The sequence below is a fragment of the Pseudidiomarina taiwanensis genome, from assembly GCF_003987435.1.
Classification (GTDB): domain Bacteria; phylum Pseudomonadota; class Gammaproteobacteria; order Enterobacterales; family Alteromonadaceae; genus Pseudidiomarina; species Pseudidiomarina taiwanensis.
The window spans coordinates 170,341-190,277 of the sequence record NZ_PIQG01000003.1 but is presented as its reverse complement, the minus strand read 5'-3'; the positions used below and the strand labels follow the sequence as shown (position 1 = coordinate 190,277).

At 50.0% G+C, this 19,937-nt stretch carries 21 protein-coding genes and 1 riboswitch; of the genes, 4 read left to right on the top strand and 17 right to left on the bottom strand.

The genetic code is table 11. The features are described 5' to 3' along the window. The first annotated feature begins 163 nt into the window (after positions 1–163). Positions 164–1,093 carry an oxygen-dependent tRNA uridine(34) hydroxylase TrhO gene (trhO, locus tag CWI83_RS07660; RefSeq protein WP_126827760.1) on the top strand — a complete coding sequence of 310 codons (930 nt, stop codon included), beginning with the start codon at positions 164–166 and terminating at the stop codon, positions 1,091–1,093. Between the two features lie 70 nt (positions 1,094–1,163). Beyond that, a complete protein-coding gene (locus tag CWI83_RS07655; RefSeq protein WP_126827758.1) occupies positions 1,164–1,637 on the top strand; it encodes a Dps family protein in 474 nt (157 codons plus the stop codon). Positions 1,638–1,746: 109 nt separating this feature from the next. On the opposite strand, the gene CWI83_RS07650 is transcribed toward CWI83_RS07655, so the two are convergent. From CWI83_RS07650 to trxA, 8 genes are all read right to left on the bottom strand, one after another. Then, a complete protein-coding gene (locus CWI83_RS07650; RefSeq protein WP_126827756.1) occupies positions 1,747–2,541 on the bottom strand; it encodes a phosphotransferase in 795 nt (264 codons plus the stop codon). Further along, positions 2,523–3,155 carry a nicotinamide riboside transporter PnuC gene (pnuC, locus tag CWI83_RS07645; RefSeq protein WP_126827754.1) on the bottom strand — a complete coding sequence of 211 codons (633 nt, stop codon included), beginning with the start codon at positions 3,153–3,155 and terminating at the stop codon, positions 2,523–2,525. The genes CWI83_RS07650 and pnuC overlap by 19 nt, the downstream gene beginning before the upstream one ends. A gap of 14 nt (positions 3,156–3,169) precedes the next feature. Continuing rightward, positions 3,170–5,299 (bottom strand): TonB-dependent receptor, encoded by a 2,130-nt coding sequence (locus tag CWI83_RS07640; RefSeq protein ID WP_126827752.1) that lies wholly within the window; start codon positions 5,297–5,299, stop codon positions 3,170–3,172. 52 nt (positions 5,300–5,351) lie between these two features. Further along, positions 5,352–5,461, bottom strand: a riboswitch (TPP riboswitch). Between the two features lie 41 nt (positions 5,462–5,502). Further along, entirely contained in the window at positions 5,503–6,204 is a 702-nt protein-coding gene (gene fre, locus CWI83_RS07635; protein WP_126827750.1) for an NAD(P)H-flavin reductase, read from the bottom strand. A gap of 9 nt (positions 6,205–6,213) precedes the next feature. After that, complete coding sequence (gene ubiD, locus CWI83_RS07630; RefSeq protein WP_126827748.1) at positions 6,214–7,683, bottom strand: 4-hydroxy-3-polyprenylbenzoate decarboxylase; 1,470 nt, start codon at positions 7,681–7,683, stop codon at positions 6,214–6,216. Next, on the bottom strand, positions 7,680–9,128 hold the full coding sequence (locus tag CWI83_RS07625) for a serine hydrolase domain-containing protein (RefSeq protein ID WP_126827746.1): 1,449 nt from the start codon (positions 9,126–9,128) through the stop codon (positions 7,680–7,682). Before CWI83_RS07625 ends, ubiD begins: the two co-directional genes overlap by 4 nt. 12 nt (positions 9,129–9,140) lie before the next feature. Then, on the bottom strand, positions 9,141–10,406 hold the full coding sequence (rho, locus tag CWI83_RS07620; protein WP_126827744.1) for a transcription termination factor Rho: 1,266 nt from the start codon (positions 10,404–10,406) through the stop codon (positions 9,141–9,143). A gap of 238 nt (positions 10,407–10,644) precedes the next feature. Then, positions 10,645–10,971: a thioredoxin TrxA gene (gene trxA, locus CWI83_RS07615; RefSeq protein WP_126827742.1), complete on the bottom strand. Its 327-nt coding sequence runs from the start codon at positions 10,969–10,971 to the stop codon at positions 10,645–10,647. An 89-nt stretch (positions 10,972–11,060) separates the two neighbouring features. Between trxA and rhlB the strand changes: the two genes are divergently transcribed. After that, complete coding sequence (rhlB, locus tag CWI83_RS07610) at positions 11,061–12,341, top strand: ATP-dependent RNA helicase RhlB (RefSeq protein ID WP_126827740.1); 1,281 nt, start codon at positions 11,061–11,063, stop codon at positions 12,339–12,341. Further along, on the top strand, positions 12,338–13,264 hold the full coding sequence (locus CWI83_RS07605) for a Ppx/GppA phosphatase family protein (RefSeq protein ID WP_126827738.1): 927 nt from the start codon (positions 12,338–12,340) through the stop codon (positions 13,262–13,264). Before rhlB ends, CWI83_RS07605 begins: the two co-directional genes overlap by 4 nt. Here the strand turns inward: CWI83_RS07605 and hemB are convergent. From hemB to ubiE, 9 genes are all read right to left on the bottom strand, one after another. Further along, positions 13,261–14,262, bottom strand: coding sequence for a porphobilinogen synthase (gene hemB / locus CWI83_RS07600; RefSeq protein ID WP_126827736.1), 1,002 nt, complete (start codon positions 14,260–14,262; stop codon positions 13,261–13,263). The genes CWI83_RS07605 and hemB overlap by 4 nt on opposite strands. Positions 14,263–14,328: 66 nt before the next feature. Continuing rightward, entirely contained in the window at positions 14,329–15,111 is a 783-nt protein-coding gene (locus CWI83_RS07595) for a TatD family hydrolase (protein WP_126827734.1), read from the bottom strand. Between the two features lie 2 nt (positions 15,112–15,113). Beyond that, on the bottom strand, positions 15,114–15,596 hold the full coding sequence (locus tag CWI83_RS07590; RefSeq protein WP_126827732.1) for a hypothetical protein: 483 nt from the start codon (positions 15,594–15,596) through the stop codon (positions 15,114–15,116). A gap of 6 nt (positions 15,597–15,602) precedes the next feature. Then, positions 15,603–16,337 carry a twin-arginine translocase subunit TatC gene (gene tatC / locus CWI83_RS07585; RefSeq protein ID WP_126827730.1) on the bottom strand — a complete coding sequence of 245 codons (735 nt, stop codon included), beginning with the start codon at positions 16,335–16,337 and terminating at the stop codon, positions 15,603–15,605. Beyond that, positions 16,327–16,662: a Sec-independent protein translocase protein TatB gene (gene tatB / locus CWI83_RS07580; RefSeq protein WP_126827728.1), complete on the bottom strand. Its 336-nt coding sequence runs from the start codon at positions 16,660–16,662 to the stop codon at positions 16,327–16,329. The genes tatC and tatB overlap by 11 nt, the downstream gene beginning before the upstream one ends. Before the next feature lie 3 nt (positions 16,663–16,665). Next, entirely contained in the window at positions 16,666–16,872 is a 207-nt protein-coding gene (gene tatA, locus CWI83_RS07575; RefSeq protein ID WP_126827726.1) for a twin-arginine translocase TatA/TatE family subunit, read from the bottom strand. A 23-nt stretch (positions 16,873–16,895) separates the two neighbouring features. Continuing rightward, positions 16,896–18,527, bottom strand: coding sequence for a ubiquinone biosynthesis regulatory protein kinase UbiB (gene ubiB / locus CWI83_RS07570; protein ID WP_126827724.1), 1,632 nt, complete (start codon positions 18,525–18,527; stop codon positions 16,896–16,898). Continuing rightward, complete coding sequence (locus CWI83_RS07565; RefSeq protein ID WP_126827722.1) at positions 18,527–19,132, bottom strand: ubiquinone biosynthesis accessory factor UbiJ; 606 nt, start codon at positions 19,130–19,132, stop codon at positions 18,527–18,529. Before CWI83_RS07565 ends, ubiB begins: the two co-directional genes overlap by 1 nt. Further along, a complete protein-coding gene (gene ubiE / locus CWI83_RS07560) occupies positions 19,132–19,884 on the bottom strand; it encodes a bifunctional demethylmenaquinone methyltransferase/2-methoxy-6-polyprenyl-1,4-benzoquinol methylase UbiE (protein WP_126827720.1) in 753 nt (250 codons plus the stop codon). The genes CWI83_RS07565 and ubiE overlap by 1 nt, the downstream gene beginning before the upstream one ends. Between the last annotated feature and the right edge of the window lie 53 nt (positions 19,885–19,937).

The following is a 19,937-nucleotide window of genomic DNA, read 5'->3' as shown; positions in this document are numbered from 1 at the left end:
CGCGTTCATCATCCTATCGAATCGCACTGGCATAGACTAGATCATTCGAGCGTCATTTTGTGTCGCGCTTTGCTTCACCTCTCTTTTCCAGATTTTATGTTATACTGCGCGCCGCATTTTTGACCTCGGATTTACGTTCCGAATCGCCAAAGAAGGAAAGCCAATGTATATCTGTGCAGCACTCTATAAGTTTGTTGAGTTTCAGCGCTTCGCTGAGTTTCGTGAACCCCTCTATCATTGCCTCGTCGAAAACCAAGTCAAAGGCACCTTATTGCTCGCCCGTGAAGGGATCAATGGGACCATTTGCGGTACCCGGGAAGGGATTGATGCGGTATTGGAATTTCTCCGTGCGCAGCCCGAATTCAGTGACCTCGAACATAAAGAGTCGCCAAGCCAAGAGCAGGCGTTTTACCGCACTAAAGTGAAACTCAAAAAAGAAATCGTGACCATGGGAATCGATTGGGTTGATCCGAAAAATGTGGTGGGAACCTATGTCGATGCAAAAGATTGGAATGACCTAATTCGTGACCCTGAAGTGCTCTTGATTGATACGCGCAACGACTACGAATATGCCGTTGGCACCTTCGAGGGCGCCATTAATCCTAACACCGAAAGCTTCCGAGAGTTTCCTCAGTATGTCGAAGAACATCTTGACCCGAGCAAACACAAAAAGGTTGCCATGTTTTGTACCGGTGGGATCCGTTGCGAAAAATCAACCGCATATCTTAAATCAAAAGGTTTTGATGAGGTCTATCACCTGCGCGGTGGCATTCTAAAATACCTAGAGGAAGTACCAGCAGAAGAGAGCTCTTGGAACGGTCAGTGTTTTGTTTTTGACCAACGCGTCACCGTTGGCCATGGCCTTGTGCAAGGTGATTATGATCAGTGTTACGCTTGCCGTATGCCAATTACCGAGGCAGAAAAGCAATCTGAGCATTATCAAAAAGGTGTCAGTTGTCCACACTGTTACGACAAAACATCAGCCGAGCAAAAGCAACGCTATGCTGAGCGCGAGAAGCAGATTCAGCTCGCCAAACAGCGTGGTGAGAAGCATATTCGCGACGGTAAAGTCGATGATAACAATCGAGTTTAATCGTTTTTATTTAAGCTAAATTGTGTCTATACTGAGTCTACATTCGCTAGAAAACCGATGAGGACAAAGGATGAAACAATTAAATGTCATAGGCTTAGATCAAAAGCATGCTGAGGAGCTTGCAACCCGGTTAAATAACCTACTCGCGAATTATCAAATTTTTTATATGAATGTTCGTGGTTTTCACTGGAACGTGAAAGGCAAAGAGTTTTTTGAATTACACGCGAAGTTTGAAGAAACCTACAATGATTTATTATTGAAGGTTGATGAAATTGCAGAGCGTATTCTGACCTTAGGTCAACGCCCACTGCATGCGTATTCGACCTATGTGCAAACCAGTGAAATTCAGGAAATTAAAGACGTTCACGATGGTAAAGCATGTGTCCACGCAGTACTTGAAGGCTATACCACAACCATCCGGATGCAGCGTGAAATTCTTGAACTTGCCAGTGACGCTGGTGACGAAGGAACGGCGGCACTGATGAGCGACTACATTAAAGAGCAAGAAAAAACGGCTTGGATGCTCAACGCCTACCTCGCCTAATTTGCTCAGACTTGGGGCAGTCGCAGCGCTCGATAAGCTGCGATGAGCCCCAACCCCATCAAACCCAACAAGTTAGTCATAAAGGCGATCACGGAAACTCTCAGGTGTATCAGTCATTCATGCTGTCCTGCAGTTGATGATGCAAGGTAAACCACAATTGGTGGACTAAATCGGTTAATTCAAGCATCGGGTTCAGTCGTTCACGATCAATACGAATGCCGCTGTGAGCTTGATAGCTACGACAAAAATGATCGCTCTCTGCAGCAGTGAATTGATTCAATAGAATGGTATTGGCAAAGTCAAAATAACGATCGCCAACACCGGCATATTCCCAATCAATGACTTGTATGGAGGTTGCGTTCGCATCGACGAAGATATGGTTAAACGCAAGATCATTGTGGCAAAATGCTGCCGCCTCGCTGGGCTGTTGCAGTAGTCTCCGATACGGCGCTAAACGCTTTTGATAATAGTTCGCAGCCATTGCATCAAGCACTTTGATTTGGCGCAAATACAAGTCGATACGTTGCTCTAGCGACCAGTCGGGGAGAGTTATTTTTAAATCATGTATGCGAGCACTTACTTTCGCGGATATGCCTATTTTATCAATATGAGATAGTTCAGTATGCGCTAACTGAGGAAGCTCAATAAAGGGTTGTAGGACAAGCCCGCGAAGCTCATCGTAATATAGAATTTCAGGCGCTAAACCATAGTCCGCGAGTTGCCGTTGTAAGCGAATTTCTTGCGCTCGGTTAAGATCATAATTCTGGCTAAAACGTTGGTGCTTTAGGACATAACTGCGACCCGCCGCGGTCAACTTATAAACTTGATTTGAAATGCCACTGTGGATAGGCTCAAGCCGCTCGACTCGAGCAATAGGAAGATCCTCTAACCACTGTTCTCGCATGCTTGCTCCGCTGAATTGCTCTCGCTGCGCCACTGCCACATGGCATAAAATATGAGGATAACATATAGGCCATACAATGCAGCAGTTGCGATCAGTTGCTGCTGCATGAACAACCACACATAACAACTATCTATGACCAGCCAATAGAACCAATTACTAAAGGCTTGCTGCGCTAATAGGTAGGTCGCATATAAGCTAAATACGGTTAATCCAGCATCTAGATAAGGTTGCGAAGCATCGGTATACCAAGTTAATAACAACCCGATCACTAAGCTTACCGCAAGCAATCCAGTCAACAACAAGGCCTGTACTTGCCAACGCTTAGGTTGAAATATAGCGCTCGGCGCTGCGGGGGACTGCGGTGATTCGCTGCGCCGCTGCCAACACCAAGCGCCATAGCCAGCCATGACGAGATAGACGAGATTTAATAAGACCTGCATGTAAAGTTGTGCCTGCCACATAATCCCGACGTAGATCGCACAACTCAACCCAGCCGCAGCCCAACACCAGATTGATTTATGGGCCGCGAGCAATAAGTAAGCCACCGCACTTGCCACCGCAATCAGTTCCCAAGCACTGGTTTGATGGTACCAAGTGAGTAACAAGTCCAACATGCTTTTACCTAATATTAAAACGCGTACTGCACACTCAAACCGACGCGCCGTGGCTCACCCCACTGCTGATAAAGTCGATCTTCGTATTCGATGCGTGGGTCATTGCCAAAGAAGAAACCGCGCGTACCAACCTGCTGATCGGTTAAGTTACGCCCCCAGAAACTGAGCTGCCATTGCGCAAGCTGCCAGCTTAATCGAGCATGTAGTTGGCGCAACGCATCACTCTTACCAAAGTGAGAATCAGAGTAATAGAAACTATCTTTAAAGTCGCCCTGTAAGGTCAATTTGAGCGCATCACTTAAGTCATAGTCGAGCTGGATATTGCCCTGATAGCGCGGTGCGTGAGCTTGCTCGCGACCACTCATATCAATCCCCTCTTCAGTGATAAACCCTTCAATTTGGGTATCCAATAAGCCCAGTTGGGCGCTGACTTCGAATACCTGCGATGGTTGCCATTGCAGCTGTAATTCAAGCCCTTGATTGCGACCACTGGCAGCGTTTTGAATGTAACCGACAAAAGCTTGATCGCGATTAACCCAACCTTTTAGCTGCACATCATCACGCCACTGTGAAAATAACGCGATGGTTGTTTGTAGATCTGCAGCTGGAGCTTGCCATTTATAACCAAGCTCGAAACTGGTCAACAATTCAGGCGCAAAGGTTGAGCGAGCCAACAGAAATTCAGTTAAATCGGTTAAACCCGACCCCTCAACTTTACCCAGCGCCTCGCCATTGACTCCACCAATTTTATAACCCCGCGCGAGCGTTCCATACCAAAGCGCGGTCGCCTCAGGGCTATAACTCAGGCTCAAACGTCCACCCCACATAGTATCCTGCGGCTTAGCAGCAACTTGTTGGCTATCATTATAGTCGTTATCGTAGCGCTCGAGTCGGAGCCCTTGAGTTAATCGCCATGCAGAGCTCAACTCAGTGGTCCACTCGCCGTAGATCGCACGTCGCTCATCGCTATACCGACTGTTGAATTGGTCTGGTTGGTAGGTATCAAAATTCAAGAAATTACGCTGTAAATCTACGCTGCGTCGGTAATCATGGTAACCCACCACCCAATCATGCTGATAACCCCAGAGCGCCAGCGGCTGGGTACTTTGCCAACGAATTTCAAAGGTACGGTCATTGCGATCGCGGCGATACGCATCAACTGAAGAGTATTCCCAACCTGGCGCAATACCGACATAGCTCCAGTCCTCATCATAGCTGTAAAGACTATCAGCACTTAGCCAACTGCCACTTAACTGCAGTTCACTGGTATTCCAGCCTAAATAGCTCAATTCGAGACGTTGGGCGCGACTACTAAGATCATCTTCACCGGGCTCATCAGAGAGCGTGGTGCGGGTGTTATCGAGCGAAAAGGCATCATAGCCGTTGTCTTGCTTAAATTGGTGCAAGGTCGTGCGCACCTGCCAGTGATCACTGAGATCAGTGAATACATTAAGCCGCACCATCCGCTCCGAACGCGACTGAGTATCATCACGCTGCAAGTAGGCATTTTCAGTAAAGCCATCGGTGCGCTGCTGATAAACACTCAATTGTGCTCGACCGAGCCGACCAAGCTCACCACCAAGCGCTAAGCCACCTTGACGCTCGCCATAATTACCTATGCCTAAATGCCAGAGCCCTTTGCTCTGCTCTGCCGCGCGGGTGCTCTCTAACACGATCATGCCGGCCAACCCATCAGCGCCGAAACGGCCGCTTTGTGGTCCGCGATAGACCTCCACTTGGCTGACATCGAATAACTGCATGACTTGGCCCAGCCCACTGTATTGGATGCCGTCGAAGAGAATCCCAACGGAGGCTGAAATCGGATCGACAAATTGACTGCGCTCGCCAATCCCTCGAATTTGGATAAAGCGGGCGCGAGAACTGCCACCCGCAAAATTTATATTGGCAAGGCCATTGAGAAGTTCCTCGGTATGCGTCGCCGCGCGGCTGGCAATACTTTCACGATCGATGACCGCGACACTACTGGCCACTTGATTCACTGGAGTACGACGATATTCGCCATGAACGACGATGACTTCTGTGGCGCTGACGGCCTCGTCGACGGCTGAGTCCGTCTCTTGTGCGAGCCCTAAAACAGGCAGTATGCCCAATGTGGTAACAATAACTGAAGTAATTTTAGACATGGACCATTTCCTCAAAATTCTAAAGAAACAATCCGGTTCGGCAAGCGAAAAATGGAACTGATGCGACCATCCCTACGCCAGTATTAACCGGATCAGGTGCAAAGGGTTCACCGCTGTGTCTCAGCCCATTACGATTAACTATGGGCACCCCTTGGTATTTGCGCTGGCGAGTATAACAAAGCGCCAGCAAACTGCAATCTTGCTTAAATAAAGGCTAGTGCATCGCCGTGTAATTGCGCTATTGGCAGCCCCTGCGCAACAAAAGCATCACGAATCACACGCACCATTTCGAACCGCCCAGCAACGTATATATCCGCGTGCGCGAGCTCTGCTTGCTCGGCCAGCACAGCCATATGCACCAAACCTGTCGCGCCACTCCAATCGGAATCGGGGTACTCTAGCACCGGGCGATAGCTAAACTGAGCGTACCTTTCAGCCAATTTTTGCAAGCGCTCGTGGTAGTACAGATCGCTAAGTTGCTTCGCGCCCCAATACAAGGTCACGGGCTGCGGTTGCTCTGCTTGAGCTAAATAGGCCTGTAAAATAGACCAGGTATATGAAAACCCGGTGCCGCCGGCAATCAAAATTAACGGCCGCGTCACCGGTTCGATTAGGCTGGCACTGCCGAGTGGCAATTCGACTTCAATTTGGCCGTGCTCACGCATCCGCTCAAGCACCTCAGTGGCATAAGCATTGTCAGGATGAGCGCCAATATGCAACTCAAGCTGCGGCAATTCAGTCGCCGTTGAAGCAATCGAAAAGGGGCGTTTATCGCGCTCGCCCATCACCACCTGCAAATATTGCCCCGGCGCAAAGTTGAGACGTTCGGGAAGGGCCAAAACAACTCGATAGACCACCTCAGTTAATGCTTCAATGGTCACTACTTGGCTCGTCACTTGCTTCATTGAATACCTCTATTCATCGATTCCTAACTCGTCCCAGATGGCGTCGACGCGCTGTTTGACTGCTTCATCCATGACAATCGGAACACCCCATTCACGGTCTGTCTCACCCGCCCACTTGTTGGTCGCATCCATTCCCATTTTCGAGCCTAAGCCCGATACGGGAGAAGCGAAATCAAGATAATCAATCGGGGTATTTTCAATCATCACGGTATCACGCGCCGGGTCCATGCGTGTCGTCATCGCCCAAATCACATCTTTCCAATCGCGGGCATTAATATCGTGGTCACAGACAATCACGAACTTGGTATACATAAATTGGCGCAGAAAAGACCACACGCCCATCATGACACGCTTGGCATGACCTGGATATTGCTTCTTGATGGTGACCACCGCGACCCGATAAGAGCACCCCTCGGGTGGTAGATAAAAATCCACAATCTCCGGAAACTGCTTTTGAATCAGGGGCACAAACACTTCATTCAACGCAACCCCAAGCACAGCCGGTTCATCCGGTGGCCGGCCGGTATATGTAGAGTGATAAATCGGCTGCTTCCGGCGGGTAATATGGGTGACCGTGAAAACAGGGAACTCATCAACTTCATTGTAATAGCCGGTATGGTCACCAAACGGTCCTTCTGGAGCTTTTTCGCCTGGGGCCAAATAGCCTTCAAGGATAATTTCAGCATGCGCAGGCACCTCAAGGTCATTGCTGACACATTTCACCACTTCGGTTTTACCGTCGCGCAATAAGCCAGCGAACGCATATTCAGACAGACTATCGGGAACGGGTGTCACGGCCCCTAAAATAGTGGCTGGGTCCGCTCCAAGCGCGACCGCAATCGGGAAGTTTTGGCCTGGATGCTTGCGCTGCCAATCCTGAAAATCAAGTGCACCACCACGATGTGATAACCAACGCATAATCAATTTATTCTTGGCCAGAACTTGCTGGCGGTAGATTCCTAAGTTTTGCCGTTCTTTCTCCGGCCCCTTAGTCACCGTTAGGCCCCAAGTTACCAGTGGCGCAACATCGCCGGGCCAACAATGCTGGACCGGTATTTGCCCTAAATCAACTTCATCACCGGTTAAGACGACCTCCTGACACGGCGCTTTGCGCAGTCGCTTCGGCGACATACTCAGCACTTTCTTGTAGACCGGGAGTAAACTTAAAGCATCTTTAAAGCCTTTCGGTGGCTGCGGTTCTTTCAAGAACGCTAACAGCTTACCTACTTCGCGCAACGCCTCAATTGAGTCTTGTCCCATGCCCAGCGCAACGCGCTCAGGTGTTCCGAACAAGTTCGCCAACACCGGCATGCTGTGTCCTTTGACATTCTCAAACAACAATGCAGGCCCGCCCCGCTTCAGCGTGCGATCCGCAATTTCGGTAATTTCCAAGTAGGGATCAACCTGCTGCTGAATGCGTTTGAGTTTGCCCTGCTGTTCGAGCAAATCGATAAAGTCTCGGAGATCTTGATACTTCATAAGTCTGACTGTTCTAGTGCTGCCAATACATCAGCGACGAATCGCTCTTCACGGAAACGCGGTTCACCGCGCAAATCATAGCCGCGGCGAACAACGACAAGTTGTTTTGACGGGATGATAAATAAATACTGACCTCGGTTACCACGAGCGGCAATGGTATCGTTTGGCAAGCCCGGGAAATCACGGTTATAGAGCCACCATTGCGCACCATAGCCCGGAGTCAGATCGCCTGCGCTATTTCGCAGCGGCGGCTGCGCCGGGGCTGGACGGCTAATATAACTCAGCCAGTCAGGCGGTAAAATTTGCTCCCCCTGCCAACGTCCCTGCTGTAAGTGCAACACCCCGAGGCGGGCAAGATCACGCGAGGTCGTCCAAACATGCGATGACAGAATAAAATCACCGTTCCAATCGGTCTCGATAAAGGTATGGTGCATGCCAAGCTTGTCGAGCAATTGGGTGTAGGGGAAATCAATATACGCTTGCTGGTTGGGGAAGCGCTCCGCGAGTGCGCGCAAGGCGAGTAAGGTATCATTATTGGCATACTTCCAGCGCTGTCCCGGCACTGCCTCTAATGCCACTGATGCTGCGGTATCCAGCACGCGACCCCCGCCCATATAAAGGCGATCGGTACGATTCCCTGCAACATTACTATCAAGCCCAGAGGCCATATGCAGCAGGTGCTCTACGCTAATTTGCAGACGCGGGTCAAAAGACGATTGCCATTGCTTGAGTGCGGCTGGAGCACTCGGATCAAGTATTCCTTGCTGTATCGCCACCCCTATCACACTGGTGCCAATGCTTTTCGCAACCGACCAGGTGCGTTGGGCTGTGGTTGGAGTAAAGCCGGGGCGGTAATGCTCAGCAATAATTTTTTCAGGCGTCGCAATCAATACCGCGCTGGTGCGGGCGCCCGCGCCATAATGGTCACTGAAAGCTTGAGCAATGACCCGATCAAGCGCTGCAGAGCCACTTGATTGGTTCAGTTCAGCGCGCTCTTGCCAAGGCTGACCATCATCCTGCTGGGGTATCTTGCGTGCCGCGCCATCGCTTAACTGAGGTAAATCGGCTAGGTTGTAATCAACTGTGCTACCCACAGGTAAATGGACACAGCCTAAACCCGGGCGCCACTGTGCAATTCTGGGGGGCATCTCAGTAGCATAGCTGACCACTACGCGCTTGCGTTCATAATCCACCTCAGCTTCGAGCTCGGTAATACGCTGCTGGACCAGCTCATAACTACCGGTGAGTTCGTCGCGCTGAATTGCAGTTGGATTTTTATTGGCATTAAATGTGGCACTGCAGGTAAAGCCCGCCAAATAACCGGCGGCGTACGCCTGCAGTGTAAGTTCGGTCTCATGCTCAGCAGCATTCTGAGCATGAGTCATAGAGGAACCGAGGCTTAGCAACAGTGCTGCCAAGGCAATCGCTGTAAACTTAAGCCACATGGTGTTGAGCTCCTAGCCTTTTTGGCGTTTCATTGCCTCAAAGAATTCGTCATTGGTTTTGGTCATTTGCAGTTTATCAATGAGGAATTCCATTGCTTCCGTCTCACCCATAGGATGGACGATTTTGCGCAAGATCCACATCTTCTGCAATTCATCCTGACTCGTTAGCAGCTCTTCACGACGGGTTCCAGAGCGGTTGAAATCGATCGCTGGGAACACACGTTTTTCGGCAATCTTACGATTCAAGTGCAGTTCCATATTACCGGTGCCTTTGAATTCTTCGTAGATGACTTCATCCATCTTCGAACCGGTATCAATCAGTGCCGTTGCGATGATGGTCAAGCTACCGCCTTCCTCAACGTTACGCGCCGCACCAAAGAAGCGCTTCGGTTTGTGCAGCGCGTTAGCATCCACACCACCGGTCAAAACTTTACCTGAGCTTGGAATAACCGTGTTGTAAGCCCGCGCCAAACGGGTAATCGAATCGAGCAGAATCACCACATCTTTTTTGTGCTCGACTAGGCGCTTCGCTTTTTCAATAACCATCTCAGCGACCTGAACATGACGGCTTGCCGGTTCATCAAAGGTCGAAGCAACCACTTCGCCTTTAACCAAACGATGCATTTCGGTTACTTCTTCTGGGCGTTCGTCGATCAGCAACACCATCAACACACATTCAGGATGATTGGCAGCAATCGACTGTGCAATATTTTGCAAAAGTAAGGTTTTACCGGCTTTGGGCGGAGCAACGATCAAGCCACGTTGACCTTTACCTATCGGTGACGCTAAGTCGAGTACACGAGCCGTAATATCTTCGGTAGAGCCATTGCCGCGTTCCATCCGCAAACGTTCGTCAGCGTGCAGAGGGGTTAAGTTTTCAAATAAAATCTTGTTGCGCGAGTTTTCTGGCTTATCAAAGTTCACTTCGCGGATTTTCAACAACGCAAAGTAACGTTCACCTTCTTTCGGCGGGCGAATTTTGCCTGAAACCGTATCACCTGTGCGCAAGTTAAACCGTCGAATCTGGCTTGGTGAAACATAAATATCGTCAGGTCCTGCAAGATAAGATGAGTCGGCTGAACGCAGAAAACCGAAGCCGTCCTGCAGTATTTCTAGCACCCCATCACCATAGATATCTTCACCACTTTTCGCGTGTGCTTTTAAGATGGCAAAAATAATATCTTGCTTGCGCGCCCGCGCCATCGCTTCAAGGCCCATTTCGCCGGCCAATGCGACCAGTTCATTCACTGGTTTATTTTTTAATTCTGTTAGATTCATAGGGGGGTTTTGGTTTGTTGTTGATACGTTCAAGTTAATAGGTTCGTGTTCATGTCAGACTCAGGTAACTATTCGCTGAGCGAGTTGAGTGCGACAGAGGTGTTAATGTCTCGAAGCCGGTCGGTGGGCTTCTCTGAGAAAAGTTATGGTTGAAAAGTACCACTGAAACGTGAATACGTCCAGTTTTTCAGCAAAAAAGGTTGTTGTAAGTGGCTTACAACAACCTTTTTGATGCGATTTACAGGCTTTGCTCGATAAACTCAGCGAGTTGAGTTTTCGATAATGCACCGACTTTGGTTCCTGCTACTTCGCCATTTTTGAACAACAGCAAAGTGGGGATACCACGAATACCGAATTTGCGCGGAGTTTCACTGTTATGGTCGACATTCAGTTTCCCTACTGTGATGCGATCGCCAAACTCATTCGCAATTTCGTCTAAAATAGGTGCGATCATTTTACATGGGCCACACCACTCTGCCCAAAAATCAACTAAAACTGGTTTGTCTGAATTAATGACATCAGCTTCAAAACTCTCGTCACTTAGCTGAACAATTTTGTCACTCATGATACTCTCCGCTGCTGAAATTCGCCCGAAATAATAAAACCCTATTATTTCTGTTTTTGAATGTTAGCGCAAACTGATATGCTTACGCCATGAGTAAAACACATCTTACAGAGACACGCTTCGCCGATCTCGACCTGCATCCGCAGGTATTATCTGCATTAGAAAATGCAGGCTTTGAATATTGCACGCCGATCCAAGCGTTGAGTCTGCCGATTGCGCTACAGGGGCGCGATGTCGCTGGCCAAGCGCAAACAGGAACGGGCAAGACCTTAGCGTTTCTGATTGCGACCTTCACGACCCTCTTAAATAAGCCACGCGCAGGCGATAAACCCTATCCGCGTGCCATTATTATGGCTCCTACGCGCGAATTAGCGATTCAGATCGCTAACGACGCTGAGTTGCTCGCAAGTCATTGCGATATGAAACTCGGTGTCATTTATGGGGGCGAGGGCTATGAAAGTCAACGGCAAACCTTAAATGATGGGGTAGATATCCTAATTGGTACGACCGGCCGTCTCATCGATTACTACAAGCAAGGCGTTTATCAGCTTGATAAAATCGATGTCGTGGTCCTCGACGAAGCCGACCGCATGTTTGACTTGGGCTTCATCAAAGATATTCGCTACATGTTCCGCCGTATGCCGGCTGCCGCAGAGCGTCAGAGCTTGCTGTTTTCAGCTACTCTCTCACAACGGGTACAAGAACTAGCGTACGAGCACATGAATAGCCCAACCAAAGTTGAAGTTGAGCCGTTACAAAAAACCGGAGCCCGCATCACCGAGGAGCTGTTTTACCCGTCGAAACAAGACAAGATCAAGTTACTGCTGACCTTGATCGAAGAGGACTGGCCGGAAAAAGCGATTGTGTTTGCGAACACCAAGCATACCTGCGAAAAAGTGCATCAATGGTTGCTTGCAGATGGTCATCGCGCGGGTCTCCTGACAGGTGATGTCCCGCAACGTAAACGGTTGAAGATCCTTGAGCAATTCACCGCTGGCGAGCTGGACTTTCTAGTCGCGACGGACGTTGCCGCCCGCGGTCTTCACATTCCCGAAGTAAGTCATGTCTATAACTATGACTTGCCGGATGATTGTGAGGATTATGTGCATCGCATCGGCCGTACCGGGCGAGCTGGAGCAAGTGGCGCTGCCATTAATCTTGCTTGCGAAGAATACGTTTATAATCTGCCTGCGATCGAAGAGTACATTGGCCACTCCATTCCAGTGACCAAGTATAATCCTGACCAGCTGCTGCAAGATTTAAAAGCTCCACGCCCACAGCGTCGTAGCCGTGGTGGTAATCGCAGTGGCGGTAGAAGTAACCAAAATCGGCGTAGCGGCAACACCCGCCACGGAGCGAAACGTTCATGACCAAAGCCGCGGCGCGCTTTGCAGCGATTGATTTAGGCTCTAATAGCTTTCACTTAATTATCGCTGAAAAAGTTGCCGCGGATCGCTACCGAGTTCAAGCCCGCAAGCGGCAAAAGGTCCGCTTAGCTGAGGGGCTTACCGATAGCGGCGTGCTGCGCCAAGGCGCAATCTCGCGCGGGGTAAAATGCCTCACCAGTTTTGCCGCAGAACTGAGCGACATTCCCCCCCAACAGATTAAGTGTGTGGCGACGGCAACCTTGCGCAAAGCCTCGAACCAAACCGCCATTGTTAGTGCCTTCGAAGCCGCCTTAGGGGTTCCAATTGAGGTTATTTCTGGAGAACAAGAAGCACGCCTGATTTACCAAGGGGCGACAAGTGCCGGCCAATTTGATTCGAACAGTCACACCCTAGTCCTCGATATTGGTGGGGCGAGCACCGAAGCGGTGGTTGGGCAAGGGGCGGCGCCGATCCTCCTGAACAGCCTCGACATGGGCTGTGTGGTATGGCAACGGCGTTTCTTTGCCGATGGCGTGATCACTCAAACCCGCGTCAATGAAGCTGTGACTGCAGCGGCAGCCCTCATCGAGCCACACCGGCAGGCGTATCAAGCCTTTAACTATCAGCAAGTCTGTGGCGCTAGCGGAGCATTTCGCGCCTTGCATGACATCATCCAGCAGCGCCAACCTCAGGCAAAAAGTAGTAGCTATAGTGCGCAATGGGTGGCCGACATTATTCGCGAAACCATAGCGCTTGGGCATACGCGCAAGCTGCACCAGCTTGGCTTACGCCGCGATCGACAGCCCGTCTTTATGGGTGGAGTGACTATTTTGCTTGGCTTGATCCAACAACTGCGGTTAGAACAATTACAACTCGCGCAAGGAGCCTTGCGCGAGGGGTTACTTGAGCAATTACTGCGGGCTTAAGACTTGGCTAACTGCCGCGCTACAGGCAGAGCAAAATAACTGAGAATGCCATCTGCACCAGCACGTTTGAAACTCAATAAAGATTCCAGAATGACCTCTTCAGAGAGCCAGTTTTGCGCAATTGCTGCCTGCAACATGGCATATTCTCCGCTAACCTGATAGGCAAAAGTCGGAACCGCAAAGGTATCTTTTACCCGCCGCACAATATCCAAATACGGCATCCCTGGCTTGACCATCACCATGTCGGCACCCTCATCGATATCAAGTGCTACTTCGTGTAAGGCCTCATCACTATTAGCGGGGTCCATTTGGTAGGTTTTTTTGTTGCCACCGGCTAAGTTGCCAGCCGAACCGACTGCATCGCGAAACGGACCATAAAATGCTGAAGCGTATTTAGCGCTGTAAGCCATAATTTGGACATTCACATGCCCCGCTTCTTCTAGTGCTTCTCGAATCGCACCAATGCGGCCATCCATCATGTCAGATGGCGCGACCACATCTGCGCCTGCGCGGGCATGAGACAATGCTTGGCGAACTAACGCTTCAGTCGTGATATCGTTTTGTACGTAACCTTCGCTATCGATAATGCCGTCTTGGCCATGAGTGGTAAATGGATCCAAGGCTACATCGGTCATCACCCCAAGCTCTGGTACTGCCGCTTTAATGGCTCGTACCGCACGCTGTGCTAGCCCCTCATCATCCCAAGCCGCTTCAGCAGTTAATGACTTATCACTCGCTGGCGTCACTGGAAACAGTGCAACCATGGGAATCCCAAGCTGGTAAGCTTCGCGACATACCGTCACCAAGCGGTCAATGGTAAGCCGCTCGACACCGGGCATAGATGGCACAGCTTCACTTCGATCTTCACCAGGGATCACAAACATCGGATAAATTAAATCGGCAGCACTGAGCTGATTTTCAGCAACCAAACGCCGACTAAAGTCATGCCGACGTAAACGTCGCAAGCGACGGAAGGGGAATTGGCCCAATGGAGTCATGATAAGTTGTTCCTACGAATAACGAATAACGAATAACGAATAACGAATAACGAACAGAATACCAAATTAACGCGCAAAAAACTCTAGCGTATTGTCCCAGCATTGTTGTTGCAGTGTCGCTATATCTTGTTGCCGCAGCGCCGCCACGGTTGCGGCAATTGCAGGAAGAAACTCAGAATGGTTATCGCGTGGTCGCGGCCTTATCGTGCGTGGCAGTAAAAAAGGGGCATCCGTCTCAAGCAACAATCGATTTGCAGGAATAGCGGGTAACGCCTGTTGCAAATCTTGCCCACGCCGCTCATCACAGACCCAACCGGTTATGCCGATATAGGCATCCAACTCACGATATGCGTGCAGCTGCGTAACCGAGCCAGTAAAGCAATGGACCAATATCCGCGGAATGTCCGCACCAACACTTTTTAATAAGGCTAACTGGTCAGCTAAGGCCTCACGCTCGTGTAAATAAACCGGCATAGATAACTCAGCGGCGAGTTCAAGCTGAGCAGCAAACACCTCGCGTTGTTTGGCGGGTGGCGAGAAATTGCGATGATAATCCAGCCCACACTCACCGATGGCGCGGACTTGGTGGTGTTGCGCTAAGTCGCGCAAAATACTGAGATAATCGCTAGAAACTGCGGCTGCATCATGTGGATGAACACCGACGGTGGCCCACAAATGCTCGGGAAATTGCTCACAGAGGGCAACCGCGGCTTGGCTTTCGGCAACCGAGGTGCCGATCACCAGAATGCGTTCAACGCCGGCACTCACGGCTCGCTCAATATAGCCTGTGACATCATGAGCGAGGCGTGGATGAGTTAAATTAACCCCAGCATCGAACCAAGCAGGCATGTTTAATCGACGCGACGAACTTGAATCCGGCGATTTTGCCCTTCACGGCCTAAATAAAAACTATTGAGTAGACCCCGCTCAATATAATATTCCTCATTTTCTTGAATGCGGAACGTCTGGCTGTCAGTTTGACGCCATTTTTGACCGTTATCGAGTTCGAGTACCCATTTGCCATAGGCGTCCTCGCGGGCATTTACGACCACCACATAAATCATATCCGCTTGCGCATTGTCCTCAGCAAGGTGCTCTTTACCGAATTGGCTCTCGGGTTTCGCAGTCGGCGGTGCGGTCGCATCAGTCGCTGCAGTTACACCCTGACCGGCAGCTAATTTGTCGTAGCAGACCAAGCGTTGCAGTGGATTTTCAACTTGTGCACATGCGGCTAACTGCTCGGTGGAAACGGCCTGCGCAGAGACGCCACCACTTATCAAAACCGCGGCAGCAACAATGCCGACTACGCTGCTGCGAACTACACATTTCACCATTTTCGTTTAATCCTGTTCTAAAGTTTTGGGGGTTCGTTGGTATAGACCAGCAATCACCACTCCAAGTTCAAATAACAGCCAAATTGGTATGGCCAAAAGGGTCTGCGAAATAACATCTGGCGGGGTTAAAAACATCCCCAACACGAACGCGCCTACAATGACATAAGGGCGTTTCTCACGCAATTTTGCAACGCTGGTTGCGCCCGTCCAGCACAACAAGATGATCGCAACTGGTGTTTCAAATGCAACCCCAAATGCCAAAAATATTGCCAATACAAAATCAAGATAGCGGGCGATATCGGTTGCCACCGTGACCCCTTCCGGTGCAGCTGCAGCCAAAAACTGTAACGCCAGCGGTAGCACCACAAAATAGGCAAAACCAATCCCCACATAGAATAACAAGGTACTGGACAGCATCAAGGGCCAAATCAGCCGTCGTTCACGTTGATATAAGCCGGGTGCGATAAAACTCCATAATTGCCATAACCAAAACGGTACAGCGAGGACCACAGCAGCAACCAAAGCAAGTTTGAATGGGGTCAGAAAGGGCGTCGCCACGTCGGTGGCAATCATGCTACTGCCTTGCGGCAAACTGGCGACCATAGGTGCGGCGATAAGCTGATAAAGCTCATCCGCGAATAGCGCGAGGCCTGCAAAGAGAATTAAAATAGCCAAAATACTGCGCAGCAAACGTTGTCGCAGTTCGAGCAAATGACTTAACAAGCTGCCACTAGTCGCCATCTTTTGGCTCTTTCGAGGGGTTATCAGGAGCTTTTGCATAGGGCCGTTGCACTGCTGCGGCGGCATTTTTTAGTTCGGCAATTGAACGCTGTAACTCTGGCGAGAGTTGCTCTGGATTTAATTGCTCAGCTTGGGCGAGATGGTCATGCAGCTCCTTAATCCGTAACTCATGATTAAGTTCCGCCTGTACTTTGCTGCCGTAGGCTTTTACTCCCGCAAGCATTCGCTGAAAGCTGCGCAATGCCGCCGGTAAGCGCTCAGGGCCGAGCACCAACAAGCCTAATACAGCGATCAGAATCAGCTCCCAAAAGCCGATATCGAACATCTCTTACTGACCTTTTTCTTGGTCCGAGCTTTGCTTGTTTTGCAGGTTAGCAGCGGCTTCGTCTGACTCATCCGCATCGGCCTGCGAGGACTTTTTGAAGCCCTTCACTGCAGAACCAAGATCGCTGCCGATGTTGCGCAAACGCTTGGTGCCGAAAATCAAGATGACAATGACCAATACAATCAAAAGTTGCCAAAAACTGGGTGCCATATTCGTCTCTCTTCGTTAATAAATTAGTTGCGCCAACTGAGTACAATTGTAGCAATGGTCGCGATTGCGGTCGCTACGGTCAAACTGTGCGGTTGTCCACTCGTCCAAAACAATGCGGTCGATAATACCCCAGCTGCACTCATCATGCCCCACCAAAGCCGTCGACTATGCCGCTGCTGCTGTTGTTGCAGCTGCTGCGCAAGTTGCTGTTGCCACTGTCCTTGACGCTGTTGCGCTTGCAAGTAATCGTAGAGCAGAGTCGGCATTTCTGGCAACTTTTCAGCCCAATATGGCGCATTTTCTTTCACTGAGTTGACCACTGCTCGCCAACCCACTTGCTCCTGCATCCAGCGCTCTAAGAACGGCTTTGCGGTCTCCCACAAATCAAGCTGTGGATATAAAGTCCGGCCCAGACCTTCAACGTACAATAAGGTCTTTTGCAACAGCACTAATTGCGGTTGCACAACCATCTCAAAGCGCCGCGCTGTATTAAACAAGTTCACCAGTACATGGCCAAAAGAAATCTCAGCTAATGGCTTATTGAAAATCGGCTCACAAACAGTGCGAATCGCCGACTCAAACGCTTCGACGTTGACGTGCGCGGGGACCCAACCCGAGTCGATATGCAACTCTGCCACTTTACGATAATCGCGATTAAAAAAGGCGAGAAAGTTTTCTGCCAAGTAGCGCTTATCTTCCCGGTTTAGGGTACCGATGATACCGAAATCAATCCCCAAATACTGCGGATCATGAGGGTGCTGTTTCGACACAAAAATATTGCCTGGATGCATATCGGCATGGAAGAAGCTATCGCGGAAGACTTGGGTAAAGAAGACTTCGACGCCACGCTCAGCCAACAGCTTCATATCAACTCCGTAGGCATTCAGAGTCTCGACGTCACTGATGGCAATCCCGTCGATACGCTCCATCACCATCACGTTGCTGCGTGAGTAATCACCATAAACGGTCGGAATATAGAGCAGCTTAGAGTCTTCAAAGTTGCGTCGTAACTGCATTGCATTGGCCGCTTCACGCAACAAATCAAGCTCATCGAGCAACGTTTTTCGATACTCCGCAACAACCTCAACGGGACGCAAGCGGCGCCCATCAGGCAAATGTTTAGCCGCTACGGCCGCTAGGGTATCCATAAGTTTTAAGTCAGCATCAATGGCGCCACGAATGTCGGGTCGAATGACTTTAATCACCACCTGCTGCCCCGCATCTGCTCCTTCTTTTAAGGTCGCAGTGTGCACTTGGGCTATCGATGCTGAGGCCAATGGGGTTTGCTCAAAATCAGCAAAAATCTCACTGATATCTTGCACCTCAAGTGCTTGCTCAATTAGTGCTTGCGCGCGCTCACCTGGGAACGGCTTCACTCGGTCCTGCAACATCGCCAACTCGTTGGCGATGTCTGGCGGTAATAAATCACGGCGGGTCGACAGCATTTGCCCGAACTTCACCCAAACCGGTCCAAGCGACTCTAAGGCCAAGCGCAGCCTCACTCCATCTGATTTATCTCGGTGCTTGTTCGGCATCCAAAACAGCAACACCCGCGCAACTCGAACCGACCAGGGTAACCAGCGGGCAGGGATCAGCTGATCTAAACCATAATTTAAAAACGTCTTGGTAATTTTATATAAGCGTTGGATCCGCATCAGCGACCTCTGATCTGACTCAGCGAGCGTTCGAGCCGGTCTACTGCGGCGCGAAGCTGTTGGACTTCATCACTGAATAATTCATATTCGGTTCGACTAGGAGTAAGCTTTTTCTCTTCAATCAACACATCGCGTAGCCATTGTTGCTGGTCCGTCGCTACCTCATTGAACCAGCGCCGCGAGCGCCGCCAAGCTTGCAGTAAAAATTGGGTCGGGACATCACCAATCCGGCGTGAAAGTTGTTCTGGCCAATCAATATCAAGCTCAGTAAACAATTTACTCAGCTGCTGCGCTAGCATGGGGTCACCCTCGATATCCAGCGCATCAGCTTTAATTAAACGGGTAATATTGGCGCGGTCGCGCAGTTCAGGTAGAACCGCTAGGCGCGTCATTATGTGGCAGTCGACCGCCTCCTGATCGACCCAGCTTAATAACAGTTCGGACTCTGTCACGGTCATCGTGAGTGGTTGTCCGAGCTCTGCCAAGGTCAGACGAATACGCCGTCCGGCAAGGCTTGCAAGACGTTCCGTTGACCCCTCGTCAAGTTGCAGCAGGCTGTTGGCAAGTTGTTCCGCTAGGCTGGTCGGCAGCACAGTCCATAACATTAGAACTTAAACCCTCGATGCAATGCGACGATACCGCCGGTTAAATTGTCATAGCTGACATTCTCATAGCCCGCCTGCTCCATCATCCCTTTCAGCGTATCTTGGTCGGGATGCATCCGAATCGACTCGGCTAAGTATTGATAACTTTCAGCATCGTTAGCGATGACCTGTCCCATTTTCGGCAGGACGTTAAACGAGTAAAAATCGTAAGCTTGCGATAACATTGGCTGCACGGGTTTAGAGAATTCAAGTACCAACAACCGACCGCCTGGCTTCAACACCCGATACATCGATTCCAATGCTTTTTGCTTATCGGTCACATTACGCAAGCCAAAAGCAATGGTAATAATATCGAATGAATCTGATTCGAACGGCAGTTCTTCTGCGTTTGCTTGCTGATAGGTGACATTGCCGACGATGCCTTTATTGCGCAACTTATCGCGCCCAACATCCAACATGGCTTGGTTAATGTCCGATAGCACTACTTCACCGGTAGGCCCGACTCGGCGCGAAAAGGCGGCGGTTAAATCACCCGTCCCACCGGCTAAATCAAGCACCCGCATGCCAGGTCGAACACCACTACAATCAATCGTATAGCGCTTCCACAAACGATGAATACCGAATGACATGACGTCGTTCATGACGTCATATTTTTGTGCTACTGAGTTGAAAACATTGGCGACTAAGCCCTGCTTCTCTTCTTTTTTGACTTGCTTGTAACCAAAATCAATGGTGTCTTTCGCATCGCTCATAAGATGGCCTTTACTACCTATTCTGCTTTATCGCTCAATCATGGTTGTAGAGT